The following is a 26,451-nucleotide window of genomic DNA, read 5'->3' as shown; positions in this document are numbered from 1 at the left end:
ATGTTTGGTAGGTACTCAATAATTCTTCTCTAATATACCAGATTATGTTAACATAAAGTTTAGATGCGTTCGCCCTGCCCCAGAGACACCCAGTGTTAGCCCTAATGAATTAAATTCGGAAATAGAACGGCCAGTATCAGCAGAATCAATTGTCAGCGAGTCAGCAGATGCTGAATTAATTAAAACCGACACAACTGCAACTAATCGCATTCCTAAATTGCCGGCTTCAGCCGACTATGCTGTAAATAATGCTGCTTCCCCACCAACCGCTGAAACTCTGCTAATTCCCACTCCCATCGCGTCACAGCCTCCTGCAAAAACATCTGAGATTGCCGATAATTGGGGCGAAGAATTGCCAAGAGAAACCAATGACAATCTTCCTAATACTGCGTCACAATTGCCGACCCAAATTTCTGAGGTTATTCCCGCAGAAAAGGCTGCTGGTACTCAGGAAAATGACCGGGCTGTTACCGAAAACGCAGCCGAATTTGAAACTGAACAATTTTCCACAACAACCGCTGAGATTATTGCTACAGAAAAGGCTGTCGATTTAATTGAACATGATACCGCTTTCCCTGAAATAGCAGCCGAATTAGAAACAGAAAAATTGGCAACAAAAACTGAGTCAATTGTTGCCGCACCCGAAGCGGATGATACGGTTGAACGCGAACTCCCTGTTGCTGAAATAACAGCCGAATTTGAAAGCCAACAATTGCCACCAAAAACAGACGATTTCGCTCTTGCTGAATTCACTGCGGATACAATTGATACGGACATCGCTGTCACCTTCACAGCAGCAGAATTAGAGACTGAAAACTCCCCGGCAACTGTCATTAATTCTCTCGATACCGACCCGCTAATTTCTCACTCAAACTCTAGCGTACAAACCGATTCTCCTATACAGACACTTTTCTCAACTCCATCAGAAACAGCAGCAGGTACGGCACAGATAGCCTCAGTCGAAACAAGCGTTTCACCCTCAACTCTTAAATCCACACCAGAACCAAATTCAAACCCTTATAATAGCAATTCAACTCCCACAGAAACTACCGTCGCCCAGCCCACATATTCTGATACCGAAATTGCGCCAAAACCCGCAGATGTATCGAGCGGTTTGCTGCCGTTAGAGGCAGAAGAATCGGCTCAATTTTCGGACGGTATTGCAGACAGTCAATCTTATTCCACACAGAGTACAGGCAACTTCCAAAGCAATATCAATCCCCCAACAAATTTATCAATAACAACAACAGCCAATTTACCAATCCCCGGTACTTTCCTTGTAGATAACCAAGGAAAAGTCAAATTTGACTATGTATTTGATGGCGGCTCCTTTGAAGGCGAACTCGGAATTTTCAGCCTGGCCGGAATGTCCGCATTCACACCCGGTACTCCAGAATTTATCGCCGAAGCATCCCGTAGAGTTTTAAGCAATTCCACCGACGGACACATTGTAATTAGCGACTCTACAGAATCCGCAAAATTTACTGGTGCGATGCCATTCGACGGGGATTGGGGCAGCGGCGAATATCAGGGTATCAAAACTTTCTCCATGCTACCAGGCGACACCTTTGCCGTCATGTTAGTCCCCAATGGTACAGTACAGTCATCGCTTCAATCCTCGTATTCGGGAAATTTGTTCCCCGAAAACCGTCCCTTATTTAGTATCGCCACAGCCAATCCCAACGATACCGCTCATCTGCTACAAATAGCCGACATTACCGGCAGCGGCAACACCTTTGCCCTCGAAGATATGTCGCCTCCTAACTCGGACAGAGATTACAATGACCTAATCTTTAAAATTAGCGGCGCGACCGGAAACGCACCGCTGCTGGATACAGTCATCAACCCTGACAAAGAGTGGCGCAATACTCCGCTAGGACAACAATTACTCGCCGAAGCCAATCCCCCGAATTCTGACAACAATCCGCCCGTTGTTTCGCCGACAAGCGCTCGAACTTACACAGAATTAGAGACAACTATTTCATTAGACAATCTAGCCACAGATGCAGAGGGCGACCCTCTGACAATTAGCGTCCTCAATCCAGTAAACGGTACTGTAATTTTCAATCCCTTAACTAACAAAGTATCGTTTAAACCGGCACCCGGTTTCTCTGGAATTGCCAGCTTTGATTTCCTTGCCAGCGACGCTTTTGGGAGTTCAACTCCCGCGCGGGTAACAGTCAATGTCAGCGATGTTCCGCTGCTGAATCTAGATTTTGTGAAGCGAAATCCCCGACTGGATGCGGGAGAAAGTACGGAATTGATTGTGCTGGGAGATTTTGCCGACCAACAGAATGTCGTGCTGCCGGATTCTTATTTAACTTACACTTCATTCAATCCAGAAATAGCGCCAATAGATGCTGCTGGAAATGTAACGGGTTTGATCAACGGTACTTCAATTTTGAGCGCGAGTCGAAATAACTTGCAAGCAGTAACAGCAGTGCGAGTAGGAGAATTGCCAGCCCCAACCAACGATGCAGAATTCAATCAAGCATTAGCAGAGATTTATGGTTTGAATGTCTATCCCAAGGCAGTCACGATGACAGCCGGAATGGGGCGAGCGCTTTTAGTAGGAATTGACAAGATCATCCAATCCCCCGATTTGAAATTCGGTTCCACAGGAACTCGCTATTTCCCCGGAAACTCCAACTTATTGCAAGTGAATTCAGACGGCATTATTACTGCAATAGAAGAAGGAGTTACTAACGTTACCGTCATTCACGGAGCAGCCGAACAAGTCGTGCCAGTACGAGTCTCCCTGCCTGCCGCCGCCGGAACAATTTTAGGAGTAAATGGCGGTGCAGTTACTGGCAGTGACGGTTCAATTGTGATGGTGCCGCCCGGTGCTCTTGCCGAAAATACAGCTATTAGCTTGACATCTCTAAGCAGCAATGCTCTATCCCTACAACTTCCCGACGGTTTGCAGTTTGCCGGAGGCTTCAATTTAGACTTGGGTGATGAATCTCTGAAATTGCCCGCTCAATTAGCAATTCCAGCCCCCGCCGGCTTATCTCCCGGTACCGAAGTTTTATTCATGCGAAAAGGTTCGCTGCCGGATGCTAACAATATTCAAAACCCAACTTGGCTGATTCAAGAATCCGGCTACGTCGATGCCAACGGCACCATCCGAACCAATTCCCCACCCTTTCCTGGTGTTTTGGAAAGCGGCCAATATGCGATGTTTGCATTGCCCCTGGGGTTAGTAGGCGCTCCGACAGTTCAACAGTTGGTCAATCTCGGCATTTCGCAAGCCGCCACCGGTTCGCTGGCTGCTAGTGGCGGTACAGCAGCAATTAATCTTTCAACTAATTTCGGTCTCCAGAACACATTTTTAGCAGCAAATGCAGGTTTAATCGGTATCGCCGCCGCCACCGGAGCTCAATTCGCCGCGACAATCTTACTCCTTGCTTACTTAGCTAAATACCTGCAATCTGGATTGAAAGTCATCGCCATTCCACAAGTCGGTTTACCTGTAGTCACTCCTGCGGGTGTCGAACTCGATCCTGAAGGGATTCCCAGCGTCACAGCGACTTTAAATGTACCGACATTATTCCCAGCAGACCCCTTCGCACCTCCAGTGCTTCAAGGAGCTGAATTTAAGTTGGAAAATGGCTCCCCAGCAGTCGTCCTGACAGGCAGCAATTTCCTAAATAACTCCAATGATTTGGGCGGTAAATTTGAAGATTTAACAGTCAGTTTCCGCGTCGGTGACAAAACTTATCCCGGCATTTTGATACCGGATAAAAACACCGATTTAGGAGAAAATCTCTACAGAATTGCTGTCAAAATTCCGATTACCGTACCTGTCGGCGAATCCACTATTGTAGTGTCGAGAAAGCAGAAAAAACGCTTCGGAGTGGGTGCGGGAGATTACTCCATTGTGGAACTAGAAAGTGAAGAAAATATCCGCCTCGCCCCTACCTGCGTTGAATTGGCGCTGGTAACAGAACGCACGGGCGACAAAATCAACGTTATTAATCTCAAAGACCCTTTATCAACTGTTGAAACCCAGACCAGCGATAAATTGGCGGTTGCTATTAACATTCCTGTAGGTAATCCCAATACATCAGACCGACCGGAGATGATCGTGGCTACCAACAATGCTACCCGCGCCTACGTGACTCTGCGGGACACCGGCCGCGTGTCTGTGGTGGATTTGATAGCGCTGCGAGAGATAGACACTACTCCTGAAACGGAGACTGTCGATGCGATTGGCTTGCCCTCTGGAGCCAGACCGCAAGCTATTGTTATTGACCCCAAAGACAATTACGCTTACATTGCCGACCAGAATCGACCGAACATCTACGTTCTCGACATTAACCCGAATTCGGCAACTTATCATACCGTTGTCGAGACAATTAACGTCACATCGCCGCTGGGACTGAGCCAGTTGGCTATCAGCAGCGACGGGCGCCGGCTGTTCGCCACAGGTTCCGACAATAGCGAACAAACACCTAACCGCCGCATTTACGCTGTCAACATTGACCCCGCCGACAAACCAAGCGCTGAGGGTGCTAACACTCGCCTGTGGCACCAGCAGATTGGAGTAATTCCCACCCTATCGGAGACAGAGGGCATAGCTGCTACTTCCGACCCGAAGAAAATGGTGTTTACCAACGGATTTGCTAGTGTCCTTGCCATAAGTAATGGGGAACAGATAAAGCTTCAGGATGACGGCAAGGGCTTCGGAGTGCTCGAAATTGAGTCTGATGACCCCCTCAACTTTAGTGCTGAAGTTCGCTACGCTCCTTTGTCGCTGGGCGTGGCTAATGACTATTTCGATGTCAACGAGGCAGTGGCTGTAACAGTAACGCAAGACGGGAAATATGCGTTTGTTGCCGGCCGCAACTCTAGGGCAAAGATAAATACGCGCGAGGGTGGAAATATAGGCATTATCGCAAACCCGCTGGGGCCCAATCCTCAATTGGTGGCTGCGACTCGACCGATTCCTGGCAGCTTAACTAACAACGTAGCGCTTTCGAGCGACGGCAAATATTTGATTGCTTCCTATCCCACCTTCGGTTTGGGAGGAAGTTCCTACGTTTTCGATGTTGAGGAAATGATTAAGGCTATAGAGAATCCGGGTAATTACAAGCTTGACGCCCGCGACAGGGGTGTGGGTAGCGTTGGTTTCGTGACTAACACTGAGCGAAATGCGACTGTTGCTGACCTCGCCCGCGTGCCGATCGATGATATCAACCCTCTTGTCAGTATTGCGGCTGATTACGAAATTACTGGGGGAAATTGGATTAATAACTTTGGTTTTGGTATCCCGGATGGCACGAAACGCGCTCCCATTGGTATCGGTGGAAATCCTAAAGGTTTGGCAATAGCTTCTGCTAAAAACTGGTTGGAATTAAAAGGACCGATCGGGGATAGCAAGAATGATAGCAATCCTTTAACTCCTACTTTTAAGTGGGATTTGAAGGGTGAGAATGAACCCTGCGGTCTTCCTGGTTTTAAGCCCGATACTGATGTCGATAAGGTCAATCTTTATGTAAGCGTTTTTCCGCAAGGGAAGGGCTTGTTGCCGGGCGATCGGTGGGATGGGTTAAATTCGGCTGTCGAAAAAGATTACAATCCGAATCGTATCCTGACTGCTCAATGGAAAAACGGTACGTGGACTTGGGATGGGAGGACTAAGGCTGGTTCTTCAGAGGAGTTTACTCTTTCTAATGACCGAATGTTGACAGCGGGTCAGCAATATCATTGGGCTGTGGAAGCTGTGACGAAGAAAGGGGAAAGAAAAGTCATCACCGACAAGTTTAAAACTTTACTGCCGACTCCCATTTCTGGTAGCAATACTTTCAGCAGCGTTACGGTGTTAACGCGAGGCTTAGAACCTCAACCTAATTTGATAGACCGCCAATTCGAGCAGATGGCTTCTCACCTGACTAAAGAAAATGGTTTGGTCATGCGTTACGATCGGGCTACTAACAAATGGGGGTGGCTGAATTTTGATGGCTCCACAACCTTCTCCCCTCCAACTCATAAATTTGGCGCACCACTGACACTAATCCCTGGATGGGAACAGCCACCAGAAGCAACCGCATTTAACTCTGGCTTTACTGAGGCAGCCGCAGATGCCTTTTTTGCTTCACTGGTAGCTTTAAATCAAGGTTTGGAAAACACCCTTTTCAATTCACCTATGCACTTTATTGGGTTTGGTCAGGGTGCAGCGATCAACAATGAAATTGTCCAGCGTTTGGGAAGTTATTTTCCCCTCGCTGGTGGTATTAGCCTTGTAAACCGCGACCTTCAGATGACAACGATCGATCCTCATGATTTCGACCAAGATTACTTAGTAGGCTCCTTAAAAAGCTTCCGCGATCCATCCGTGCGAATCTGGGAAAATGTTACCTATGCCGATAACTATTATCAAAACGTCCCCGCTCTGGATACACAGGAAACCAATACCCGTGCTGGTCGGCGAATTGGGGAGGCGGATTGGAACGTGCACCTGGGTGGTTCTGATGGAACAGGCTCTCTTGATGGATCGAGCCGGATTGGATTTACTGAAAATAGCACGGATGGAAAGCCTCACGTGCAAGCTGTAACTTGGTATGGAGGAACAACTAACCTTAGCGGAAGTCAACTCCCCTCAAAGAATGGAGAGAGGATTTACCGTCGGCTTGGAGATCTGGAACTAGATACTTCAGGCAATCCAACCACACCTACGTGGTACACACCCGATCATACGAATGCTAATTTTACTCACGGTGAACAACGAGCTCCTTGGGAAGGTATCGGTACAGGCTGGTTTTACTCGGTACTGGGCGGTGGCTCTCAATTACGCCCCTATGATGTTAACGTAAGTAACCGTGTCCCCCTAACCGAGGACAACACCTACACAGACGAAACTATAGGTAACAAGATGCGAGGTGACTATGCAGTTCCCACCCTTTTCAATGGTAATTTTGACGCCAGCAAACGTTTTACATATCAGAGTGTTCCAGGCTGGTCTTTTTACAACTCTTTAACTGTATCCGACAATCCTAATGTGTCGCAAAGACATCTGCACGAACGGGATGAGATTGATACCTTCTTAACCGAAGAGCAAAGAATATTAAACTACGGTTTGGCTGGACAAAACTATACCTTGAAGATGGGAGGGAATGATGGAGTTAAAGAAATAATTCATAATCTCTTTCTTGTCCCCGATCAAAACAGCTTACACGATAGTTTGAAGTTCAACCTGCACGTACCTGAAGACCAACTCGCTGCGGGAAGAAACATTACGGTTTCTATGCGAGCAGACGTAGCTGGTTACGAACAGTTTAGTTCAATAGGAACTATCAATTTAGAGCGAGGATCTGGAATAAATAGCTCTCCTACAGAGCTCGACAGCAATATTCGCAAGATCGGTTATGGTACTGAAGGCTTTGAAACTTTCTACCTAAATGTCCCGCAAGAACTGCGCGGTAAGGCAGCTTTACTCAAGTTTGAAATCAATGACGGCACTGTTTACCTTGACGATATTTCTTTTGGCAAGAAGTGGGAACCTTCTATGACTCTCGCTGAGGCTGAAGAATATACAAAAAATAGCTACTACAGCGGACGCGTGCTCTATCATGGCACTAACCCAGCGGGTGCTGGTAGTATTGCGAATATTGGTGTAAATCCCGCTAGGTTCATCAGAGGTTTCTTCGGAGAAGGTTTTTATTTGACAAATCAGGAGGAGAGGGCTAATGATTTTAGCAGCGATGAGAATGGCAATCCAAGGCTGGGTCCGGTATTAAAGATTATGCTGAACGTAAAAAACCCCAAAGTTTATCAGGATTTAACTGAATTTGATGAGCGGGTAGCTAATTACGGTGTGGAAAATGGTCTACAAGAACCAGAGCGGACAGTTAGATATGCAGAGGATCTCAGAACTCAGGGATATGATGCGATCGCGACTAGAAGCCCAGAAATGATGCAATATCATTTAGTTTTTGACCCCAAACAAGTTGTTGTTGTTGAGGATTAATCAAATGGCTGAATATGCAGGATGCCGTGGCTGCCGTCACTATCTTCGCGTGTATGTAAACGGTATTCCAACTTGTCGCGCCTTTCCTGAAGGAATTCCACCAATTATTATCGTCGGAAAAGAACATACAAAACCTTTACCCGATCAGGACAATACAATTGTTTATGAACCAGCCGAAAAACCTTTTTGGCTGACGGAGTAACAACAAGAGTCAAAAGCCCCACCAAATGATGCAACATCATTTAGTTTTCGACCCCAAACAAGTTGTTGTTGTTGAGGATTAATCAAATGGCTGAATATGGAGGATGCCTTGGCTGCCGTCACTATCTTTATCGCGTGTATGTAAACGAGATGCCAACTTGTCGCGCCTTTCCTGAAGGAATTCCACCAATTATTATCACCGGAACTATACAACATACAAAACCTTTACCCGATCAGGACAATACAATTGTTTATGAACCAGCCGAAAAACCTTTTTGGCTGACGGACTGACAACAAGAGTCAAAAGCCCCATCGGTGGCGGATTTTGACTCTTGTTATTGGCGAGGAAAATATAGAGGAAAACAGGAGGATGAAGGTTGGTATCTTTTGACCAGTGTCGGCACTTTAAGACAATCAATGTAAAACTTGAAACGATCGACGGTCAAAGTAAAGATGTAACCGTCAATCTTGCAGAAGATGCAAATTTTTTGATCGACGCAAGTAACTACAATCAAATTTAGAATATTAAGGATATCTACTCGGATATCGAAAACAAGATTGGGTTTGGCAGAAAAGGATTTGAAACCTTCCAACTTAAGTTAAACCTCACTGATTCAGAAATCGCAGAGTTTCGAGGTAAGCCAGCGAAAATAACTTTTTCTTTAGACGGTGGCGATTCCGTTTACATAGATAATGTTTTCTTCAAGAGCGACCATCTCAAATTTGGCAATCCCACTGAAGCTAGATGGAATCCTAGCAACAGTACATATCAAAACAACTTGCTGCTTGAAAAACCCCAGTACGCAGTGTCTTACAATGCTGACACCAAAATTGCCAACTGGGTTGGTTGGAAAGTAGACAAAACATGGGTTACAAGACCAGAAACACAACCAGGAGAGTTACTAAAAGGATTAAGAGAAAGACCGGAATTTATAACTGACCCCGATCTATTAGCTAGTGGCTTGTCTACCTATGATGGAAATATCTTTACGGGGTTAGGAATGAATCGAGGTCATTTGTCTCCTGACAGAGATAGATTGAGACATCCTAAAGACCAGTTAGCAACTTACCTCACAACTAATTTGATTGCCAGTCAATGGATAATAATCGATTTTTTGTTCAAGGAAGCAACAATGCAGCAGATGCTTCAGCTTGGTTCAATATAGAAAATAAAGTGGTAGCTCCCAGGGTTACTCAGGGGCAAGAGCTTTACATTTTCGCTGGAGCTATTGGTAACGATCCAAATCCTCAAAAGAAAACGAATGTTCCTGAATTGCTTGATGACATTCTAAATGGAGAGTATATCAATCAGGGAAATACAAGCCCTAGCAATTTGTCAAACCGACAAATTCACATCCCTAGATGGACGTGGAAAACAATCATGGCTGTGGAACAACCAGGAGCCGAAGTTACTTCGTCGAACATAGAAGCTTTCGCATATATGACGCCTAACGTAGCCGAACCAGATTGGAATAATGTATCCTCAGATGGGGTTCCAAATCCGCTTAACAATAATGTGTTTTCTCCCTTTTTGGACAGCGCTCGCAGTAACATAACTAATGCAGCGACTTGGAGGAACCCAGATACTTGGCGAGTTACTCTTCCAGAACTCACAAAGATTCTTAACGAACGTAACAAAGTTCGCAACTATGCGTTTGATTTTGATTTGTTTTCAAATCTGCCATAAAATGTTCAAAATGCCTTGAAGGAGCGAGGTAGATAATCTCCTCCTTCTTGACATTTTGCTTCTTTTAGTGGCAGAAAATCATCCTCTAACAACTTTTGATAACCTTGTTATAATTTCATACTTCTCTGTTAGTGTTGTGAGAATAGAGATAGGGATTGAAGGTAAAACCCGGTATGAAAACTCCGTCTTGCCGAATAATGTCCCGAAACTCGCAAGGATCTTCTCCAAAGCCATAGAGCTTAGCACCTTGAAGATTAACTCGGGTGAAATGAACACAAGTTAGATTGCAGCCACTGGTGTTAATTCCACTGAAATCGCAATCAAAAAACCTAGCATATTCCAAATGACTTGAGGTAATTTTAGCTTCCCGGAAGTTACAGTACCAAAATTGAGCCGATCCCAACTCGCACCTATGCAAATTGAGTCGGCTCAAATTAACGTAGTTAAATTGAGCACCACTCAAGTCGCTCTTTTCCAGTTCAACTCCGCTCAAGTCAGCATACTCCAAAATGATGTTTCTAAAATCTCGATCGCCAGCAGCATAGCGCCTGAGCAATTCTTCTACAGTTATTCTTTCTTTTTCCATAACTCGACTCCTGCATCTATTCGCATTTTCAATAATAGCAAACTCATCCCCAAATACCACACAACTCTAGCTTGGCGCTCGGCAGCCGCAGATAGTTTATTTGTCTCAATAGTACAACTCGATTGTTACTTCGTCAAACATAGAAGCTTTCGCATATATGACGCCCAACATAGCAGAACCAGATTGGAATAATGTATCCTCAGATGGGGTTCCAAATCCGCTTAATAATGATGTGTTTTCTCCCTTTTTGGACAGCGCTCGCAGTAACATAACTAATGCAGCGACTTGGAGGAACCCAGATACTTGGCGACTTACTCTTCCACAACTCACAAATATTCTTAACGAACGTAACAAAGTTCGCAACTATGACTTTAAGTTTGATTTCCTGTCAAATCTGCCAGAAGATATTCAGTAAGCTCTGAAGAATCAAGGGAGATATTCTCCTCCTTCTTGATATTTTACTTCTGGGCTAAACGGAACTTAGCCTTACAGGAAGAAGTTCCGTTTAGCCCAGAAGTAATCATACTCTCATAACTTTTTAGGATATTATTATAATCTCATACTTCCCTGTTAGTATTGCTGCAGGAAGAGCGATACAGATTGGAAGTGAAACCAGAAATAAAAACTCCGTCATGGCGAATAACGTCCCAGTAGTTACAAGGGTCTTCGCCAAAGCCCCCAAGCTTCGCACCTTGTAAATTGACTCTAGTAAAATTAACCGAGCTTATGTCGCATCTACTGCTGTTAAATCCTCTCAAGTCACAGTCAAAAAACCTACTGTATTCCAAATGACTTGAGGTGATTTTAGCTTCCCTGAAGTTACAGTACCAAAATTGAGCCGACCCTAACTCGCACCTATGCAAATTGAGTCGGCTCAAATTAACGTAGTTAAATTGAGCACCAGTCAGGTCAATATTTTGCAGTTCAACCCCGCTCAAGTCTGCATACTCCAAAATGATGTTTCTAAAATCTCGATCGCCAGTAGCATAGCGTCTGAGTAATTCTTCTACAGTTATTCTTTCTTTTTCCATAACTCAACTCCTGTATCTATTTACACAATCAACAATAGCACTTTTTTTAATGCTCTATATCCCGACCGCATAACTCATGCAACGGCTTGGAGAAATCCTGATACTTAGAGAGTTACTCTCCTAGAACTCACAGGTATTCTTAACAAACGCAACCGAGAGCGCGATTATAATTTTAATTTTGACTTTCTGTCAAATCTGCCATAAAATATTTCAGATTCTCAACAACCGCCGACTACACAGCCCCCAACAGCCCCATTAATTCCAGCCACATCTAACCCAGTTTCACCTGACACTAATATCAGCGCAGAAGTCTAATCAACCGATTTACAAAACCCAGTACAAACCGCGACTCAATCTTTAACAGACAAACAGAATGATTCAGGAAAAGTTGACCCCCTAGCATTTTTTGGCATCATTGACCCCCAGGGAAACATCGGTCAGTTAATCGACCCGGACAAATTCGTTACCACCCCGGCCTTTACCGTAACTCGCGACATATCTTCAGTGCAGGTGGTAGCAATCCCCAAGGTGGGACTTCCCGTCGTAACAGAGGTAGGCGTGCAGCGAAACGACGACGGCACTGCCACTTTCAAGGCAGCTTTGAATATGCCAGCCCCAACCACCTCTGACCCCACAGCCCCTCCTGTCCTCCAAAAGGCTGAGCTGAAATTCAAGGATGATTCCGGTCAACCATTTGAGAACAATGAGCCCCTCTTATTTCTGACCGGGGGCAACATTCTGGTCAACAATGCCAGCGACTCCAAAGGCAGTAAGTTTGAGGATTTGACAGTTAAATTCTATGCAGGCAACTCTATGTATGAGGGGACTGTAGTACCGACACACAGCCGCTCTCTTGGGGGCAATCAGTATGAAGTAGCAGTTAAAGTGCCTGATACAGTAGTGCTGGGCGCTTCAGGCATCGTAGTGGAGAGGAAGCAGAACCAGACCGTCGAGCAAAAAGGTGTTACACCAGTATACAAAGAAATCCAGTACCACAGCAATCCAATTCGCCTGCCACAGGGGGCAGAGTACGTTTTTGCAGCCTTGGGCGGTTCTGACCGAGTAGCGGTTCTCAACGGTAAAAACCCCGAATCAGTGGTTGATACTACAAACAGCAAAGACTTGCTGTTGGCTCAAATTCCTGTGGGGACTAGCAGTGTCACAGATTGGGCAGAATCAACAGCCGTGACTAGCGACGGAAATCGCGTTTACGCAACCTTGAGGAATTCAGGTCAAGTGGCATTGGTCGATGCAATGGTACTGCGACAGGTAGATACTCAGCCAAATACCCCAGGCGTCAATCCCATTGTCCTGCCGGCGGGCGCTAGACCCAAGTCAATAGTCATCAGTCCTAGAGACGATTATGCTTACATTGGCGACTTAAATCAAGCGAAAATTTACGTCCTTGACATCAACCCTAACTCGGCAACTTATCACAAAGTAGTTGAGACTATTAACGTCACTTCACCATTAGGATTGAGTCAGTTGGCAATTAGTAGTGATGGGCGGCGGCTGTTCGGCACGGGTTCTGATAATAATGAGCAAGTGCCTAATCGTCGGATTTATGCAATCAATATTGACTCTAAGGACCGACCGAAGGATGAAGATTCTAATCCTCGTAAGTGGCATCAACAAATTGGAGTTATTCCTACTATTTCGGAGACCGAGGGAATAGCAGCTACGAATGAGCCGACGAAAATGGTGTTCACGAACGGATTGAATCTGATTAATACTGACCAGAATGACGGGCCTGGTTTTGGGGTGTTGGAAATTACTTCGGACGACCCTCTTAACTTTACTGCTTCTGTGAGTTATGCCCCTTTAAGTTTGGGTTTTCCTACTGATTATTTTGATGTGAATGAGGGGGTATCTGTCACTGTAACGCGGGATGGGCGGTATGGGTTTGTGGCTGGTCGCAATTCTGGAAGTCTTGGCCCTAATGCAGATGTGCGTTCTGGGGGAAATATTGGGATTATTAAAGACCCCTTGGGGCCAAATCCTCAATTAATCGGTGCTACCAGACCGATTCCAGAGGCTCTTACTAACGATTTAGTGCTTTCTAATGACAACAAATACCTTTATGGCTCTTATCCTTCTCTGACTGGTAGCGGGAGCGTGTATGCTTTCGATGTTGAGGAAATTATTAAAACTCTGGACAATCCCGGTCAATTCAAAATTGATAGTCTTGACAGGGGTGTTAAGTCTCCTTTCTTCAATGCTACTACGGCGAGGTCTGTGACTGCGGCTGATTTCACAAGGGTTCCTATTGATGATATCAATCCGGCGGTTAGTATTGCTGCTGACTATGGGATTACTAAGGAGAATCGACCTGCTAATCAGTTTACTTATGGGGTGCTGCCGGGGACAACACGCGCACCAGTCGGTACTGGAGGCAATTTACGGGATTTGAGTTCTGCACCGACTGATTGGCTGGATTTGAAGGGGCCTGGTACAACTACAAGTGACCTGACTCCGACTTTTCAATGGCAGTTTTCTCCTGGTTGGGAGGATGTGAAAGAAGTTAATCTTTTTGTCAGTACCTTCGAGCAAGGGAAGGGCTTATTGCCTCGGGATAAGGTTGTCAATTTATCAGATTCGGCACTCCTTCCCGGATTCTCGGAAACACAAAAGCGTCAACTTCTTTCTAAGCCTTGGAACGGTTATGACGATTTCAATCCCAACCGAATTCTGACGGCGACTTGGAAGAAAGATACTAACAAGTGGTACGGCCATGACGGGATTACGCCTCTTAACCAACCTTTAAATGACCCCGCAAATACTAGCACTAACTTCACGCTACCTCAGAGTCTTACTGCGGGGCAGAACTACAACTTTGCTGTAGAAGCTGTGAGTAATAGCGGCGCTGTGACCAAAGATTTGGGGCAGTTTAAAACCCTACCTCCTGATAGCAACAGTCCTTTCAGCAGTGTCAGCGTGTTGACTCATGGTTTTACACTTTTGCCTAACCAGTCTGGGATTCCTGATTCCTTTTTCCAAATGGCCAACAAAATTGCCACTGTTAGCGGTAATACACCGGAAAACAGCGGGTTAATTATGCGCTACGACAAGCCTACAGGTAACTGGATTCCTATAGATATACAGGGACGGGTGATAACTAATTTGACCGAGGGGCTTAACACCAGCGAACCTAATTATTTATCAACTTTGGCAAATAACTTAAAAGCCGGGGTAGTTATAGATGGAAAGGAGATTAAATACCTCAACCAGAACAAACCGTTAGTGTTGCTGACAGAATGGTCGTTGGACAGAGAATCAGTCATTCCTGACGTTGGCTTTTCTGAGGGTGCGGCTGATGCTTTATTTGCTTCTCTGGTGCAGTTGGATCTGGCATTAGGGGGTAAGGTTGGAGAGTATCAAGGCAATCAATTAAACCGGTTGTACAACAGCGAAGGGAAGCTGATTCGCCAGCAGGGGGATTTGTTCAATTCGCCACTACATTTCATGGGCTTCAGTCGAGGGACGGTTGTCAATAGCGAAATTGTACAGCGTTTAGGGACTTTCTTCCCCCAAGCGGGCGGCAAATCTATGGCTGACCGAGACCTCCAAATGACAACAATTGACCCGCACGATTTCTACCAACCTAGTTTGAATTTACAATTACCTGGCTTTATCAGCACAAATTTCAGCGATTTCTACGAACCCAAAATTCAGGTTTGGAATAATGTTACGTTTGCTGATAACTATTATCAGACTGTGGCTGACCCGAATGGTGGTACTGCTACTCCTAATGGTCGTTCTTTGAGTCTACTTCCACAAGAGGAGTTGGATAAGAATCCCAAACCTGCTGGACTGAATTTTCCTAAAGCTAATGGTGTTACTTTAGGGAAGGCAGACCGAGAGATTTTACTCGGTACTCGTGAGAAGGAACCAGGTCGTGAAAACAGTCGTATTGGGTTTACTAAGGATGATTTTGTAGGAGGGACGCACAAGCGAGCATTTGGATGGTATGCTGGGACGGTTGATTTAGACCTGGAGGAAGTTTTACTTCAGTATCCTCATGTGGAGGCTTCTGAGAAGCCTCAAGCAGTTAACGATATGTTGGGTAAAATGGGTTTACCCGAATTGTTCGATCCGAATTTCCCGGCTGCTAAACCTTGGTATGATAATGGCAATGGTGAAGGGGTTGGTGAGGGTTGGTTTTATTCTGTTTTGGGTGGAGGTAAAGACCGACGGACGTTGAGTTCTGTTGGGCGCGTTCCGGTGAGTTTTGATAATACTCTTTCTGCTGGTATGCGGGGGGATTATGCGGTTCCTACTCTGTTTAATGGGAATTTTGACCAGTTTATTCCTAATAAGAGTGGGGCTGAAGAATTTGGTCGGAATACTATCTCTAAGGAAATTCCTGGGTGGTCTTTTCATAATAGTGCCACATCAACTTTGGTGTCACCTATCAACAACCTTGTAGAGTGGAATGAGATAGCTCAACAATCTCCCAATTTTTCCAATTACTTGAGCTTATTAGGTATTAACTCTCAAGCTCAAGATTATCAACCCAATTATGCTCTGAAGTTAAAAGGTGGTGAAAGCATCTCCCATAATCGCTTTATGCTAAATGATTGGGGAAATTTGCGGTTTGATATTCACGCTCCCAGCAGAAGTGGAATACTCAATGTAAAACTTGAAGTAGAAGGAGTAAACATACCAATAAAGAGAATAAATCTAGCTCAGGATTCCGTTACTGTAGCTGAGGCCAACAAAGAAGATGTCGATGAAATCAGAAAAATATATAGCCAGAATATCAATAGTATTGGATTTGGAAGAACAGGATTTGAAACTTTTCAGTTACCCTTGCAATTACTGGCTTACGAAGATTTCGCAAAATCTGTAGGAAAACCAGCTAAGCTGACGTTTAGCCTAGAAGGTGATGACAATGCAAATGTTATCATAGATAATGTATTTTTCAAGAGTCCACACCTCAAGCTTGGCAACCCTACTAACGCTAGATGGGATTTAACTCAAGAACAACCAACAAATTTACTGATTGAAAAACCAGGATATGTAGTATCCTACAATACTCAAACAAAACTTTCTAACTGGGTGAGTTGGCAAGTTAATAAATCGTGGACTGTACCATCTAGTACAAGAACAGACATCCAGTTCATAGCAGATCCTTTTTTGTCGCCCACTTCAGCAAATTCTAACCTGCCTCAAATTGATGGTACTATATTTCGGCAGCCTTGGGTAGGAATGGATAAAGGTCATTTAATTCCTGATCGAGACAGAAACAGAAACTCTAAAGATGCCATAGAAACCTATATGGGGACTAATTTAATTGCACAATCTATGGACAATAATAGATTGTTTTCTACAAATCCATTGACTGCCTCTGCTTGGTTTAATTTTGAACAAAAAGTACAGGATCGTGTTCAGCAAGGGCAAGAACTTTATATTATTGCCGGTGCTTTAGGAAATAATTGGACTACTCAGAAAAAAACTAATGTTCCAGCACTCTTAAATCAACTAACAAACAATGGTATTTTTATTAACAGAGGGAATACAAACCCCCAAAACTTTGAGAACAATATTCAGATTCCTGAATGGACCTGGAAAACAATTATGGCTTTGCCTAAACCAAATGCTGAAATTACCTCTGAAACACTTATGTTTACATTTATAACTCCTAACCGCTCAGAACCAGAATCTTGGCCTCAAGAACATCCTCTAAATCAACTCTTAGGGGGAAATCGTCAACCCATCGAAAGCCCTGAACAATGGAGAAACGTGGCAACTTGGCGAATTACCTTGCTACAACTTCAAACTCTTCTTAACAACAGGCCTATTCCCGGCTCGAATACACCTTTTGATTTTAGTTTTCTCTCAAATGTTACTGACAAAAGTGTACAAAAAAATCTTTTAGAAAAAGTCTAGATTTTCTGTTTTAGTTTTTGATTGAAGCAGTTTTACTGAGTTGGCTTTGGGTAAAAATAATGAGGATAAAATTTACGCAATTTATAACATTTTAAGATGTGGTAAGGGCGACAGGTCTTCACCCTTACTATATTTAGCGACCTTGCTTAAATCCCATCCTCATAACATTAAAACTCGCCATCTTTTTTGATATGAGTAGTTTTTTGATAGCAATCGCTACATCCAGCCATATATTCCCCATCTGGTAAAGTAACGTTATAGCAGAAAGGAGGTGACTGTCCATGATATAGGAATACACCGCCTTGGAAGCTAACTTCTATAAAACTGGTACAGGTTGCCTCGCCGAAAAGTTGCGCCTCTCTTAAATCAGAGTGAATAAACCTGGTATTAGTAAAATTGCCACCCTTTAAATTAGAACCTCTAAGGTCGCAATAAATAATTCGTGCCGAGTCCCAACTAAAAGGTTCCAGAATAGCATTACGCAAGTTAACTTGACTGAAATGAGCATAGGACAGATCCAGATTAGGTAGGTTAGCACCTTCTAAGTTAACTCGATGTAAGACTATTCCGGTAAATTCTCTCTGTCCATCTGCATAGCGTCTTTTGAATTCTTCACCACTTAAGCCTCGCTCCGAATCCATTTTTCGATTTCCAGAAGGCATAATAGTATGATGAAAAATTGTCGATTTATTAGTTTGAATATTATTTAACTTAGCATCAATTAAGTTAGCACCAATCAATTGAGCTGTGGTTAAATCAGCGCCTGTTAAATCAGCGCCTGTTAAATCAGCACCTGTTAGATCAGCTTGATGGAGATTAGCATCACTGAGATTGGCATTAATTAAGTTAGCATTCATTAAATATGAATCTGAAAGATTAACTTTTTTCAGGTTAGCACCAGTTAAGTTGGCATTAATCAGAAAATTTCTCATTAATAAAGAATCTTCTAAATTGGCACTACGTAAGTTGATGTCCGTTAGAAAAGTATCCATCAGACAGATGTTCCTTAAGTCAGCGCCAATAAAGTCTCTCTCACCAGCAGCATATCGTCCGATTAATTCTTCCGCATTCATAACTTTTACCCTTAATTTGTAATCGTTTTATAGTAATGTTTTCCATTCATCGATCCGTACAATTATCATTTCGGATCGTTCCATCTGGCATTATAGTATTGCACAAAGTAGCGTCTTCCCATTTTCCGCACAGATTGATTGTATTTGAGTCGTCATATTCAGGATCGGGTCTAGCTCCCATCAGATTAGCATTGCACAGATTTGAACCATCAAATGATGTTTCATCCATAATTGCACCACTAAAGTTAGCTCCAGTAAGATCGGAATTCCAAAACCCAGTTTGATGTAGTTTGGTATTACTTAGATTCGCGCCAATTAGAGTTGCTTTATGAAAACCAGCTTCACCGAGGTCTACATCGCTGAGGTCGGCTCCAGTGAGGTTAGTATTTTGGCAGTTGAGCCTAGATAAAAAACCATTTTTCAAATTAGCTCCACGCTCGGTTGGCATCAGTCACGTCAGCATAGTGCAAAGTTGCGTTTTCTAAGCAGGCATTACTTAGATTAGCTCCCGTCAAGTCAGCCCCTTGTAACCAAGCTCCTTTCAAGTTAGCACCACTAAAATTAGCCTTAATCAACTCAGCGCCATCCAAGTTAGCCTCGGTCAAGTTAGCCTCGGTCAAATTAGCGTCGCTCAAGTCAATACAATCCATGTTAGCATCGCTTAAGTTAGCACCACTCAAGTTAGCATTCATCAACTCAGCAGAAATCAAGTTAGCACCACTCAAGTTAGCATTCATCAACTCAGCACCACTCAAGTCAGCATCTGTTAAATTGGTCTTGGTGAGATTGATATCAATAAGCTTGCTTTTCTTCAAATTGGCATTGCTCAAGTCAACCTCAGCAAAGTCTCTCTCGCCATTGGCATATCTTCTAAGTAATTCTTCAGCATCCATAACTTTAACCCTTAATTTGTAATCGGTTGATAGTGTTAATAATACCGCTTTCCCAGTCAAGAATCTATTGGAAATACTTGGGATAGCCTTCCTTATTGAATGTCATCAGCTCAACAGACGGCACATCAACAGTAATGATAGCCCCCGGTGCCTTAAAGCAAGACACAACCGTCAGCATTGCCCCAGTCAACCAACAAAACTTCTCCCTACCGCTGCCGGCGGGATTTGAATTTGCAGGAGCCTTCAACTTAAACTTTGGCGATAACTCCCTGAATATACCCGCCCAGTTGGCAGTACCAGCACCCGCCGGATTAGCACCTGGAACGGATTAAGAAGGTTCCTTTTGAGCGCTTGCTATAAAAGAATGACTTAGGGATTTATTCCTCTGGTCAGTGAGTGGTTCAAATTCAACATTCACTGACCTTCTATTTCTCTAGCTATTTAGAAAATAGAAACTTTCGTGCAGGCATCAAAAACTTACATTTTCACCAATTCAGCATCTGTAAAATTACACCGAATAAAATTCGATTCTATTGCACCGGCTTTCCTAAAGCTAGCCTTGGTAAAATCGCAATCGATAAACGTACACCGTTGAATACACCCTCGATTCCAATTGGCTTTGGTAAAGTTGCATTGCTTGATGGTAGCTGGTCCTATACCTACCTCTCTTAAATCAGCACTGGTAAAATCAACGTCAATAAAGCTAGAAGTCTCTAAACCAGCCCCCTTGAGCTTTGCTTGTTTCAGAATCGTCCCTATGAATTCCGCATCATACGAGACAGCTCTTTCCAAAATAGCCCCACTCAAGTTAGTTTGATGCAGTCGAGCCGAGCTAAGGATAACTTCTCTGAGGTTAGCTCCGCTCAGGTTAGCTTCATTGAGCCTCCCCACCTGCAATATAGCTCCAGTCAAGTTGGCTCCACTCAAATTGGCCCCCATAAAATCAACGGCTTCTAGGTTAGCCCCTTCCAGATTAGTGCCGCTCAGGTTTATACCGCGCAGGTTGACTCCTCCAATTCTGGTGTTTTCTTCAGTTTGATATCGTTTGATTAACTCATCAGCGTAACGTCTACCCAAAAGAATTCCACTTAGGTCAAGACCTGCAAAGTCTCTTTCTCCAGCAGCATACCGTCCGATCAATTCTTCTGCATCCATAACTTTAATCCTTAATTTGTAACCGTCAACCGCCAACAATCAAATAGCTAAAACTGAGGTTTTGCCACCACCCCGTCGCAGAGACGCCGATCGCGATCGCTCACATTAGGATTAGTCCTCAAATAATCTCCCACCCAGTCACAGCCCCTCACCAGCAAATCGTCAAGATCCAAATTCCACAAAATCACCCGATTATCCCGGCCCGCAGAAGCCAGAACCTTCCCATCCGGGCTAAAACTCACACTCATCACACTATCCTTGTGACCCGTCAAAGTTTTCAGCAAAGTCCCGCTGCGACTCCACAGTTTCACCTTATGATCGTAACTACCCGAAGCCACCAACAAACCATCCGGGCTAAAAGCAACGCTAGTCACGCTGTCGCTAGAACCCTTCAGCAGCGTCGCCACCAAAGTCCCATCTACCTTCCACAATTTCACCGAATTGTCGTAACCAGCCGAAGCCAGCATTTTGCCATCAGGGCTAAAAGCAACCCCCAACACAAAACTGTTGTGAGCTCCTTCAAACGTTCTTAGCAAACGACCGTCCCGATTCCAGAGTTTGAGAGTACCATCATCGCTTGCAGAAGCCAGCATCGAGCCGTCGGGACTGAAAGTCACCCCAGTCACCCAGCCTGTGTGTCCCGTCAAAGTCTTAATCAGCCTGCCGTTTCTAGTCCAGAGTTTCACAGTCTTATCCTTGCTAGCCGTTGCCAGAACCTCGCTGTCGGGGCTAAAGCTCACGCTCATCACGCTGTCGGCGTGGCCGTCGAGAGTCAACAGCACAGAAGGCGAACACGGGAATAGCGGAGCCGAAGGACAAGGGAGAATATTATTCATGCCATCTTCTGTCAAACTCCAGACTTTCACCGTTTTGTCGTAACTCCCAGAAGCAAGTAGCTGGCCGTCGGGGCTGAAACTGACGCTGGCGACTCTCTGAGTGTGTCCTTCCAAGGTTTCCAGCAAAACTCCCGTGCGGCTCCAGAGTTTGATAGTGTTGTCCGTAGAAGCAGAAGCCAGCCTTTGGCCGTCGGGGCTAAAAGTAACGCCTTGCACCCGGTTTTGGTGTCCGTCGAGGGTTTTGAGCGGCACGTCATCGAGTCGCCACAGCCTGATAGTTTTGTCAAAACTTGCCGAAGCCAAGGTTTTGCCTTCCGGGCTAAAACTCACCTGAGTAACTCGATCGGCGTGTCCCTCAAAAGTTCTCAGTAAGCGACTCTCTGGTTTAATGTTGCTAGCATCGGTTGGGCGTTTGTCGCCAACACCAGCAAGATTCCAGAGTTTGACAGTCCCGTCTGCACTTCCAGAAGCAAGTGTTTGACCGTCGGGAGAGAAACTGACACCAAATACCCACTTGCTGTGTCCCCGCAAAGTTGTTAGCAGTTCACCTTTTTTGGCTTGTGTGGAATTTTCTGTTGGTGGGTGTTTGAGTGCAGCGATGCTCCAGATTTTCACCGTTTTATCTTCACCCGCACTGGCGATCGTTTCACCATCGGGGGAGAAACTGACGGTGTAAATTTTCGAGGGTTGTCTGTTTTCGCTGTGCCATAAATTAGCGATTAACTTACCGTCAGAACTCCACAGTTTCACACTACCGTCATCGCTCGCCACAGCGATTATTTTGCCGTCGCGGCTGAAGCTTAGCCAATTTACGGGAGCAAATTGTTCGATCGTCCGCAGCAGCGTGCCGTCGGTTTTCCAAAGTTTGATAGTTTTATCAGTAGAGCCAGTGGCGATCGTTTGACCGTCAGAACTAAAAGCAACGCTGGTAACGCTATTAGTATGCCCTTTGAAAGTAGCTAACAAACGGCCGTCAGTTTGCCAAATTTTGACAGTTTTATCTAAACTTGCCGACGCTATGGTTTTGTTGTCGGGACTGAACGCGACACAGGAGACACTGTTAGTGTGGTCTTTGAAAGTTGCCAGCAAACTGCCGTCGCGCCGCCAAAGTTTGACGGTTTTATCTACACTGGAAGAAGCTATTGTCTCGCCGTCTGGACTGAAGCTAAGACCCCAAACTACATCGCCGTGTCCTTCCAAGCGGTTGCGTTCTTTGACTCCATAAACTGCCTGCTGGAGGGCTGCAGAAATCAGGATTTCGGTGTCTTTGAGAGTATACATTTGTTGGGAGTGTTCGATCTGTTTCCACTTTTTACCAGCTCTCAAACTTTCCATCATGGCGTCAAATTTGTTATTTGAGAAATAAAGTGCTTCCGAAGCTGCTGTCAGGGTACTGATTTCGGCTCGCTGAGTTTGAGCGACAGCTAGCTGTTTTTGACCCACAGCCCGCCACCAAAAATTTACGGCTGCGATCGTGGAACTGGTGAGCAGCATGACGCCGATCACTGCTACTCCCAGCAGTTGTTTGAGAAAAGTATTGGCTCGGTAGAGCTGTGCTTGACTCATTTTTTTGTCCGCTTCTGCTTTGTGGAGTCTCGCTTCTAAGCCGAATCTTTGGCGAATCGGTCGCACTAAATAGTCGTGTACCAATTGATAGCGGTCTTCGGGCGCTTCCCGTAGCAAAAATAGCAAACCGTGACCAACTAAAATGTCTAAAATTAAGTCCAGGTTGTCGGTTTTCTTGGGTCGGCTTTCAGGGTATGCAGCGAACTGTCGCGGTAGGGAAATTCGGTTTCTGCCGATCGCCGATAATTCGGTTTCGCGGGCATCGGCTGGCTGCGGGCCTGTAACTAACGAGAGTTCGTGTTTGGTTTTTATCAGTCTTACGCCTCTTTCATCTGTCAGGGAAAACAAGATTTTCCAAGCTGCGTCTTCGTTAACGGGCCCGCAGTCAGAGATGACTCTTTCGAGCGATCGTTTCACTAATTCCGCTTTGGGATTGTCCCCCAATTGCTGGTATTGTGCTAGACTGGTAATACCTTCTTCTTGCAGTTGCGCTCCTACTACCTGCAATTCGATTGGTCGCACTTCTTGCAGTTCGTCTGCTAAATCTTCTACGAAGGCATCGATCAGTGCCGGCTCTAAATAAAATTCCGCCCGTTCTGTTAAGTGTCCGATGACAGCCCGCGCGTCTTTGATAGAAAAACTCCGCAGTTGGTAGCGGATGCTTTTGTCGAGAATATTATTGTTAATAGCATCAAGATTTGGGAAGCGATCGCAATCTAGTAAGTAGTGCAAATAATCTTCGCGCAAGCACAGAATTATCTTGACATAAGGCAAGTTCAAAAACAAACGCAAAAAATTATAAAAAAGTTGTCTTTGTGCCACAGAAGTTGAAACAAAGAAAAACTCTTCAAATTGATCGAAAATCAGCACAGTTAACAAATTATTTGTGGCATTTTCGCGCAACTGTTCTATAATAAAAGAAGAGACTTCCGAGCTGCGAGCAGGAATAACCGAGCAACTTCTTTTGTGGATTTCCTGTACTCCTTTCGAGATTAATTTACTTTCCTCTTCGGCTTGTTTGTCGTACAGTGCGCTGTTCAAAGCATTTTCTAACTCCACCAGCCAGTCGGTGTAAACTTTGACTACTACGGGCAATGTATCCCGCGCACCCGGAGTAATATTTTTCAAAGCTGGTACTAAGCCTGCATTGACTAGAGAACTTTTCCCGACTCCGCTGGGCCCGTGAATAATAGTTAATTTATGGTCGTCCCTGCTAATTCTTTCTAGCAAGCTATTGATATCTGTTTGGCGCGAATAAGCCGTCATGGAGGCTGCAATGGCAGCTTGGTTTTGAGCTGAGGGGCCTGAAGGATTGACCGCTTGGCGCTGCTGCTGCAATTGGCTGGCTCCAATAAAAGCTCTAAATCCGTATTGATATTCGATCGAACGCTGGGTTTTTTTAATCCGAAACGCTTTAAGATACTCTCCCTGCTCGAAATAAACCGCTTGCAATTCCGTCAAAATATCGATGTAAAGTCGGGGGTCGTACTTCGGCTCGCTTTGAGATTGAGCCAACTCCAAAGAATGAACCGCCGCTTCCCACTGCCCTAGCTGTCGCAAACTTCGGGCTAAAAGTAAAAGATACGAACTCCTGTCGGATTTAGGATGTTGGATTTTAGATTTGGGTTCGTTACTTAACTCGTTAGGGCCCACAAATTCTGGATAATTTCCCTCAAACCCCAATCTCAAATCTTCAATCAGCAATCTCAAATCATTAGGCGTTTGATCCAAAATCGCCAAAGCCAACTCGGCTAGCTGGCGGGCTTGACTCCACCTCGACTCTTGCAGGGCAACTTCAGCCAAAAAGCCGTAATCTTGAGCTAGTTGGCTGGGAGTACCGTAAGTGAAGTGCAACTGCAAAGAATTTTCAGCTAATGCTTGCAACTCTCCCCAAGCTTTCAAGCGCTGCAGCACTTCTCCGAGGTGTGCTGTCACCTCAGCTACCAATTCCGGGCGTGAGGCAAGGGAGAAAGCGTTTCTAGATTTTTCCAGGCTAATCCAAGCTTGTTCCCAGTGCTGGCGGTTGGCTACCGGGTTTCTGGCTGCTTGCAAGCGGTGACACAGGGCTATGTGAAACAGCACTATGCCTTCTCTCTCTAAAAATAAAATTTTGGGGACAGGATTCGACAAGGAGGAGAAGGTTTCTGGGTTTTCGGAATGTTCCAAGTTGCCGGTTTGCTGCTGCCAAAATACTAAACTTTCTTGGTAATGAATTAAGGCAGTTTCGGTTTGGTCGCTGACATAGTAATCTCTACCGAGAACGAATTCCAGGCTGGCTTTGAGGGCGGGTTCTAATTCTTCACCGCGATTTTGTAAATCTCTTAAAGCTAATTCTAGTTCTCGGCGTGGCAAAGAGCCGATCGCCAAATCGAAGGTATTGCCGGGACTCAATGGCGAATAGGAGTGGATATCTGATTGTCGTCGGTTTTGGGGCCGTGAGTTAAAAGTTAGAAAGCGTTCTCCGGGGCTGATTTCGCGCTCCAGGCCGCGTTTTTCGGACGGGGTTTCGCAGGTCTCACAATTAGTGATGGTGCTGAGGTTGCTGCTGGCGAGTTCTTGATGGAGTTCGCCTATTTTAAATATAGTATCAGCCCGCCTAGCGAGGAAATTAATTAATTCGTCAACGCCCATTTCAAATTTAATTGTGGCGGCGGCCCAACTTTTGAAATCCGGGGCCAGACGAATCATTTTGGTGACGATATCATCTGTTACCCACAAGATCACTGGGCAGGAAAAATTTTTGCGAAATTCGTCTCGCACTTGATTGGTAGAAGCCATCAGTTCGTCGATCGCTACTACTGTTTCTAAACCGAATACCATCAAAGCCGAGGTGGCATCCACAGGCGAGTACCCCTCCTGGAAAGAGCTTGAGAGCAGGGTAGTGTAGAGGGTTTTGACTGAAGCTGGCAGGACGATATCTTGAATTGGAACTGGGGACACTTCTCGCAGCCGCTGCGCTATTTGCTGCCGCAACTGCTCGTAGTTGCAGCGCACCAAAATTAGCGAGAATTGGTGTTGAGACATTGTGATTGACCTGACCAGAGTTTTGAGCGAGCGCTCGTTGTAGTTTGCAGTTTCTTGTACCTTAATTAGATCGGTCATGCGTGCACCTCTTTTGCATTAATCAATTACCTAACGCTCGCCAATCGTGACTGAAAGCGTCTCTACTTAGACATCCCCGTCTCTGTCTGACGCTTTATCTCTGTATAAATACGTAGTTTTCCGTACTTGTCCTATCAATACTTACATATTTATTAGATCCAATGTAAAGATATCATACCTCTCAATCTCAGAGAATGCTAGACTTGCGAATAAAAATTTAAGGTTATCTTAGATTTTTTGATTAAGCGATATATAAAGGACTACAGATCATAAATAGCCAAGTGCTTAGTTCACGATCATACCGACGGCTAGCTATTAGTAAACAACTTCGATATATCTGTAGCAGGCATTTAGCATAACAGCAAAAAAAATGTACTCCGGTATGGGATTATGTGAAATTAAGAGCAACAGCTAAAAACAGACATAGGGGGTCTGACATTGCAGATATGAGAGTTGAGAGTGG

General features: G+C 44.8%; 16 protein-coding genes. 9 read left to right on the top strand and 7 right to left on the bottom strand.

Going from position 1 to position 26,451, the window contains the following annotated elements; all coding sequences use genetic code 11:
* Nucleotides 1–1,114 precede the first annotated feature (1,114 nt).
* The 6 genes from QUA88_RS01280 to QUA88_RS01255 all read left to right on the top strand — a co-directional run bounded on the left by QUA88_RS01280 (nt 1,115) and on the right by QUA88_RS01255 (nt 9,857).
* Nucleotides 1,115–7,969 (top strand): DUF4114 domain-containing protein, encoded by a 6,855-nt coding sequence (locus QUA88_RS01280; RefSeq protein ID WP_445300587.1) that lies wholly within the window; start codon nt 1,115–1,117, stop codon nt 7,967–7,969.
* Nucleotides 7,970–7,973: 4 nt separating this feature from the next.
* Nucleotides 7,974–8,171, top strand: a complete 198-nt coding sequence (locus tag QUA88_RS01275; protein ID WP_333058353.1) for a cytoplasmic protein — start codon at nt 7,974–7,976, stop codon at nt 8,169–8,171.
* A gap of 86 nt (nt 8,172–8,257) precedes the next feature.
* Nucleotides 8,258–8,461: a cytoplasmic protein gene (locus QUA88_RS01270; RefSeq protein ID WP_333058352.1), complete on the top strand. Its 204-nt coding sequence runs from the start codon at nt 8,258–8,260 to the stop codon at nt 8,459–8,461.
* A gap of 86 nt (nt 8,462–8,547) precedes the next feature.
* Complete coding sequence (locus QUA88_RS01265) at nt 8,548–8,691, top strand: hypothetical protein (protein WP_333269813.1); 144 nt, start codon at nt 8,548–8,550, stop codon at nt 8,689–8,691.
* 3 nt (nt 8,692–8,694) lie between these two features.
* Complete coding sequence (locus QUA88_RS01260) at nt 8,695–9,336, top strand: DNA/RNA non-specific endonuclease (protein ID WP_333058355.1); 642 nt, start codon at nt 8,695–8,697, stop codon at nt 9,334–9,336.
* 8 nt (nt 9,337–9,344) lie between these two features.
* The gene (locus QUA88_RS01255) at nt 9,345–9,857 is read left to right on the top strand and encodes a hypothetical protein (protein WP_333058351.1); all 513 of its coding nucleotides are present in this window, start codon (nt 9,345–9,347) and stop codon (nt 9,855–9,857) included.
* 115 nt (nt 9,858–9,972) lie between these two features.
* Here QUA88_RS01255 and QUA88_RS01250 read toward each other — a convergent pair whose 3' ends face one another.
* On the bottom strand, nt 9,973–10,443 hold the full coding sequence (locus QUA88_RS01250; protein ID WP_333058350.1) for a pentapeptide repeat-containing protein: 471 nt from the start codon (nt 10,441–10,443) through the stop codon (nt 9,973–9,975).
* 157 nt (nt 10,444–10,600) lie between these two features.
* On the opposite strand from QUA88_RS01250, the gene QUA88_RS01245 reads away from it, so the two are divergent.
* Nucleotides 10,601–10,858, top strand: coding sequence for a hypothetical protein (locus QUA88_RS01245; protein WP_333058349.1), 258 nt, complete (start codon nt 10,601–10,603; stop codon nt 10,856–10,858).
* A 142-nt stretch (nt 10,859–11,000) separates the two neighbouring features.
* Here the strand turns inward: QUA88_RS01245 and QUA88_RS01240 are convergent, their stop codons facing one another.
* Nucleotides 11,001–11,474 (bottom strand): pentapeptide repeat-containing protein, encoded by a 474-nt coding sequence (locus tag QUA88_RS01240; protein ID WP_333058348.1) that lies wholly within the window; start codon nt 11,472–11,474, stop codon nt 11,001–11,003.
* Nucleotides 11,475–11,984: 510 nt separating this feature from the next.
* Between QUA88_RS01240 and QUA88_RS01235 the strand changes: the two genes are divergently transcribed.
* Nucleotides 11,985–17,363 carry a DNA/RNA non-specific endonuclease gene (locus QUA88_RS01235; RefSeq protein ID WP_333269808.1) on the top strand — a complete coding sequence of 1,793 codons (5,379 nt, stop codon included), beginning with the start codon at nt 11,985–11,987 and terminating at the stop codon, nt 17,361–17,363.
* A 167-nt stretch (nt 17,364–17,530) separates the two neighbouring features.
* Here QUA88_RS01235 and QUA88_RS01230 read toward each other — a convergent pair whose 3' ends face one another.
* From QUA88_RS01230 to QUA88_RS01220, 3 genes are read right to left on the bottom strand one after another with little or no spacing between them, the layout of a single operon-like run.
* On the bottom strand, nt 17,531–18,436 hold the full coding sequence (locus QUA88_RS01230; RefSeq protein WP_333208452.1) for a pentapeptide repeat-containing protein: 906 nt from the start codon (nt 18,434–18,436) through the stop codon (nt 17,531–17,533).
* A 46-nt stretch (nt 18,437–18,482) separates the two neighbouring features.
* The gene (locus tag QUA88_RS01225; protein ID WP_333056113.1) at nt 18,483–18,884 is read right to left on the bottom strand and encodes a pentapeptide repeat-containing protein; all 402 of its coding nucleotides are present in this window, start codon (nt 18,882–18,884) and stop codon (nt 18,483–18,485) included.
* Nucleotides 18,862–19,329 carry a pentapeptide repeat-containing protein gene (locus QUA88_RS01220; protein WP_333056114.1) on the bottom strand — a complete coding sequence of 156 codons (468 nt, stop codon included), beginning with the start codon at nt 19,327–19,329 and terminating at the stop codon, nt 18,862–18,864. The genes QUA88_RS01225 and QUA88_RS01220 overlap by 23 nt, the downstream gene beginning before the upstream one ends.
* 95 nt (nt 19,330–19,424) lie before the next feature.
* Here QUA88_RS01220 and QUA88_RS01215 point away from each other — a divergent pair, with 95 nt between their 5' ends.
* Nucleotides 19,425–19,661, top strand: coding sequence for a hypothetical protein (locus QUA88_RS01215; protein ID WP_333056115.1), 237 nt, complete (start codon nt 19,425–19,427; stop codon nt 19,659–19,661).
* Nucleotides 19,662–19,806: 145 nt separating this feature from the next.
* Here QUA88_RS01215 and QUA88_RS01210 read toward each other — a convergent pair whose 3' ends face one another.
* Nucleotides 19,807–20,484, bottom strand: a complete 678-nt coding sequence (locus QUA88_RS01210) for a pentapeptide repeat-containing protein (protein ID WP_333056116.1) — start codon at nt 20,482–20,484, stop codon at nt 19,807–19,809.
* 47 nt (nt 20,485–20,531) lie between these two features.
* Nucleotides 20,532–25,988, bottom strand: a complete 5,457-nt coding sequence (locus QUA88_RS01205; RefSeq protein ID WP_445300585.1) for an nSTAND1 domain-containing NTPase — start codon at nt 25,986–25,988, stop codon at nt 20,532–20,534.
* Nucleotides 25,989–26,451 lie beyond the last annotated feature (463 nt).

Source organism: Microcoleus sp. D3_18_C2 (assembly GCF_036702395.1).
In the GTDB taxonomy this organism is placed as follows: Bacteria; Cyanobacteriota; Cyanobacteriia; order Cyanobacteriales; family Microcoleaceae; genus Microcoleus.
Note: the sequence above shows the minus strand (reverse complement) of the source record. Positions and strands in the feature narration are given on the sequence as shown.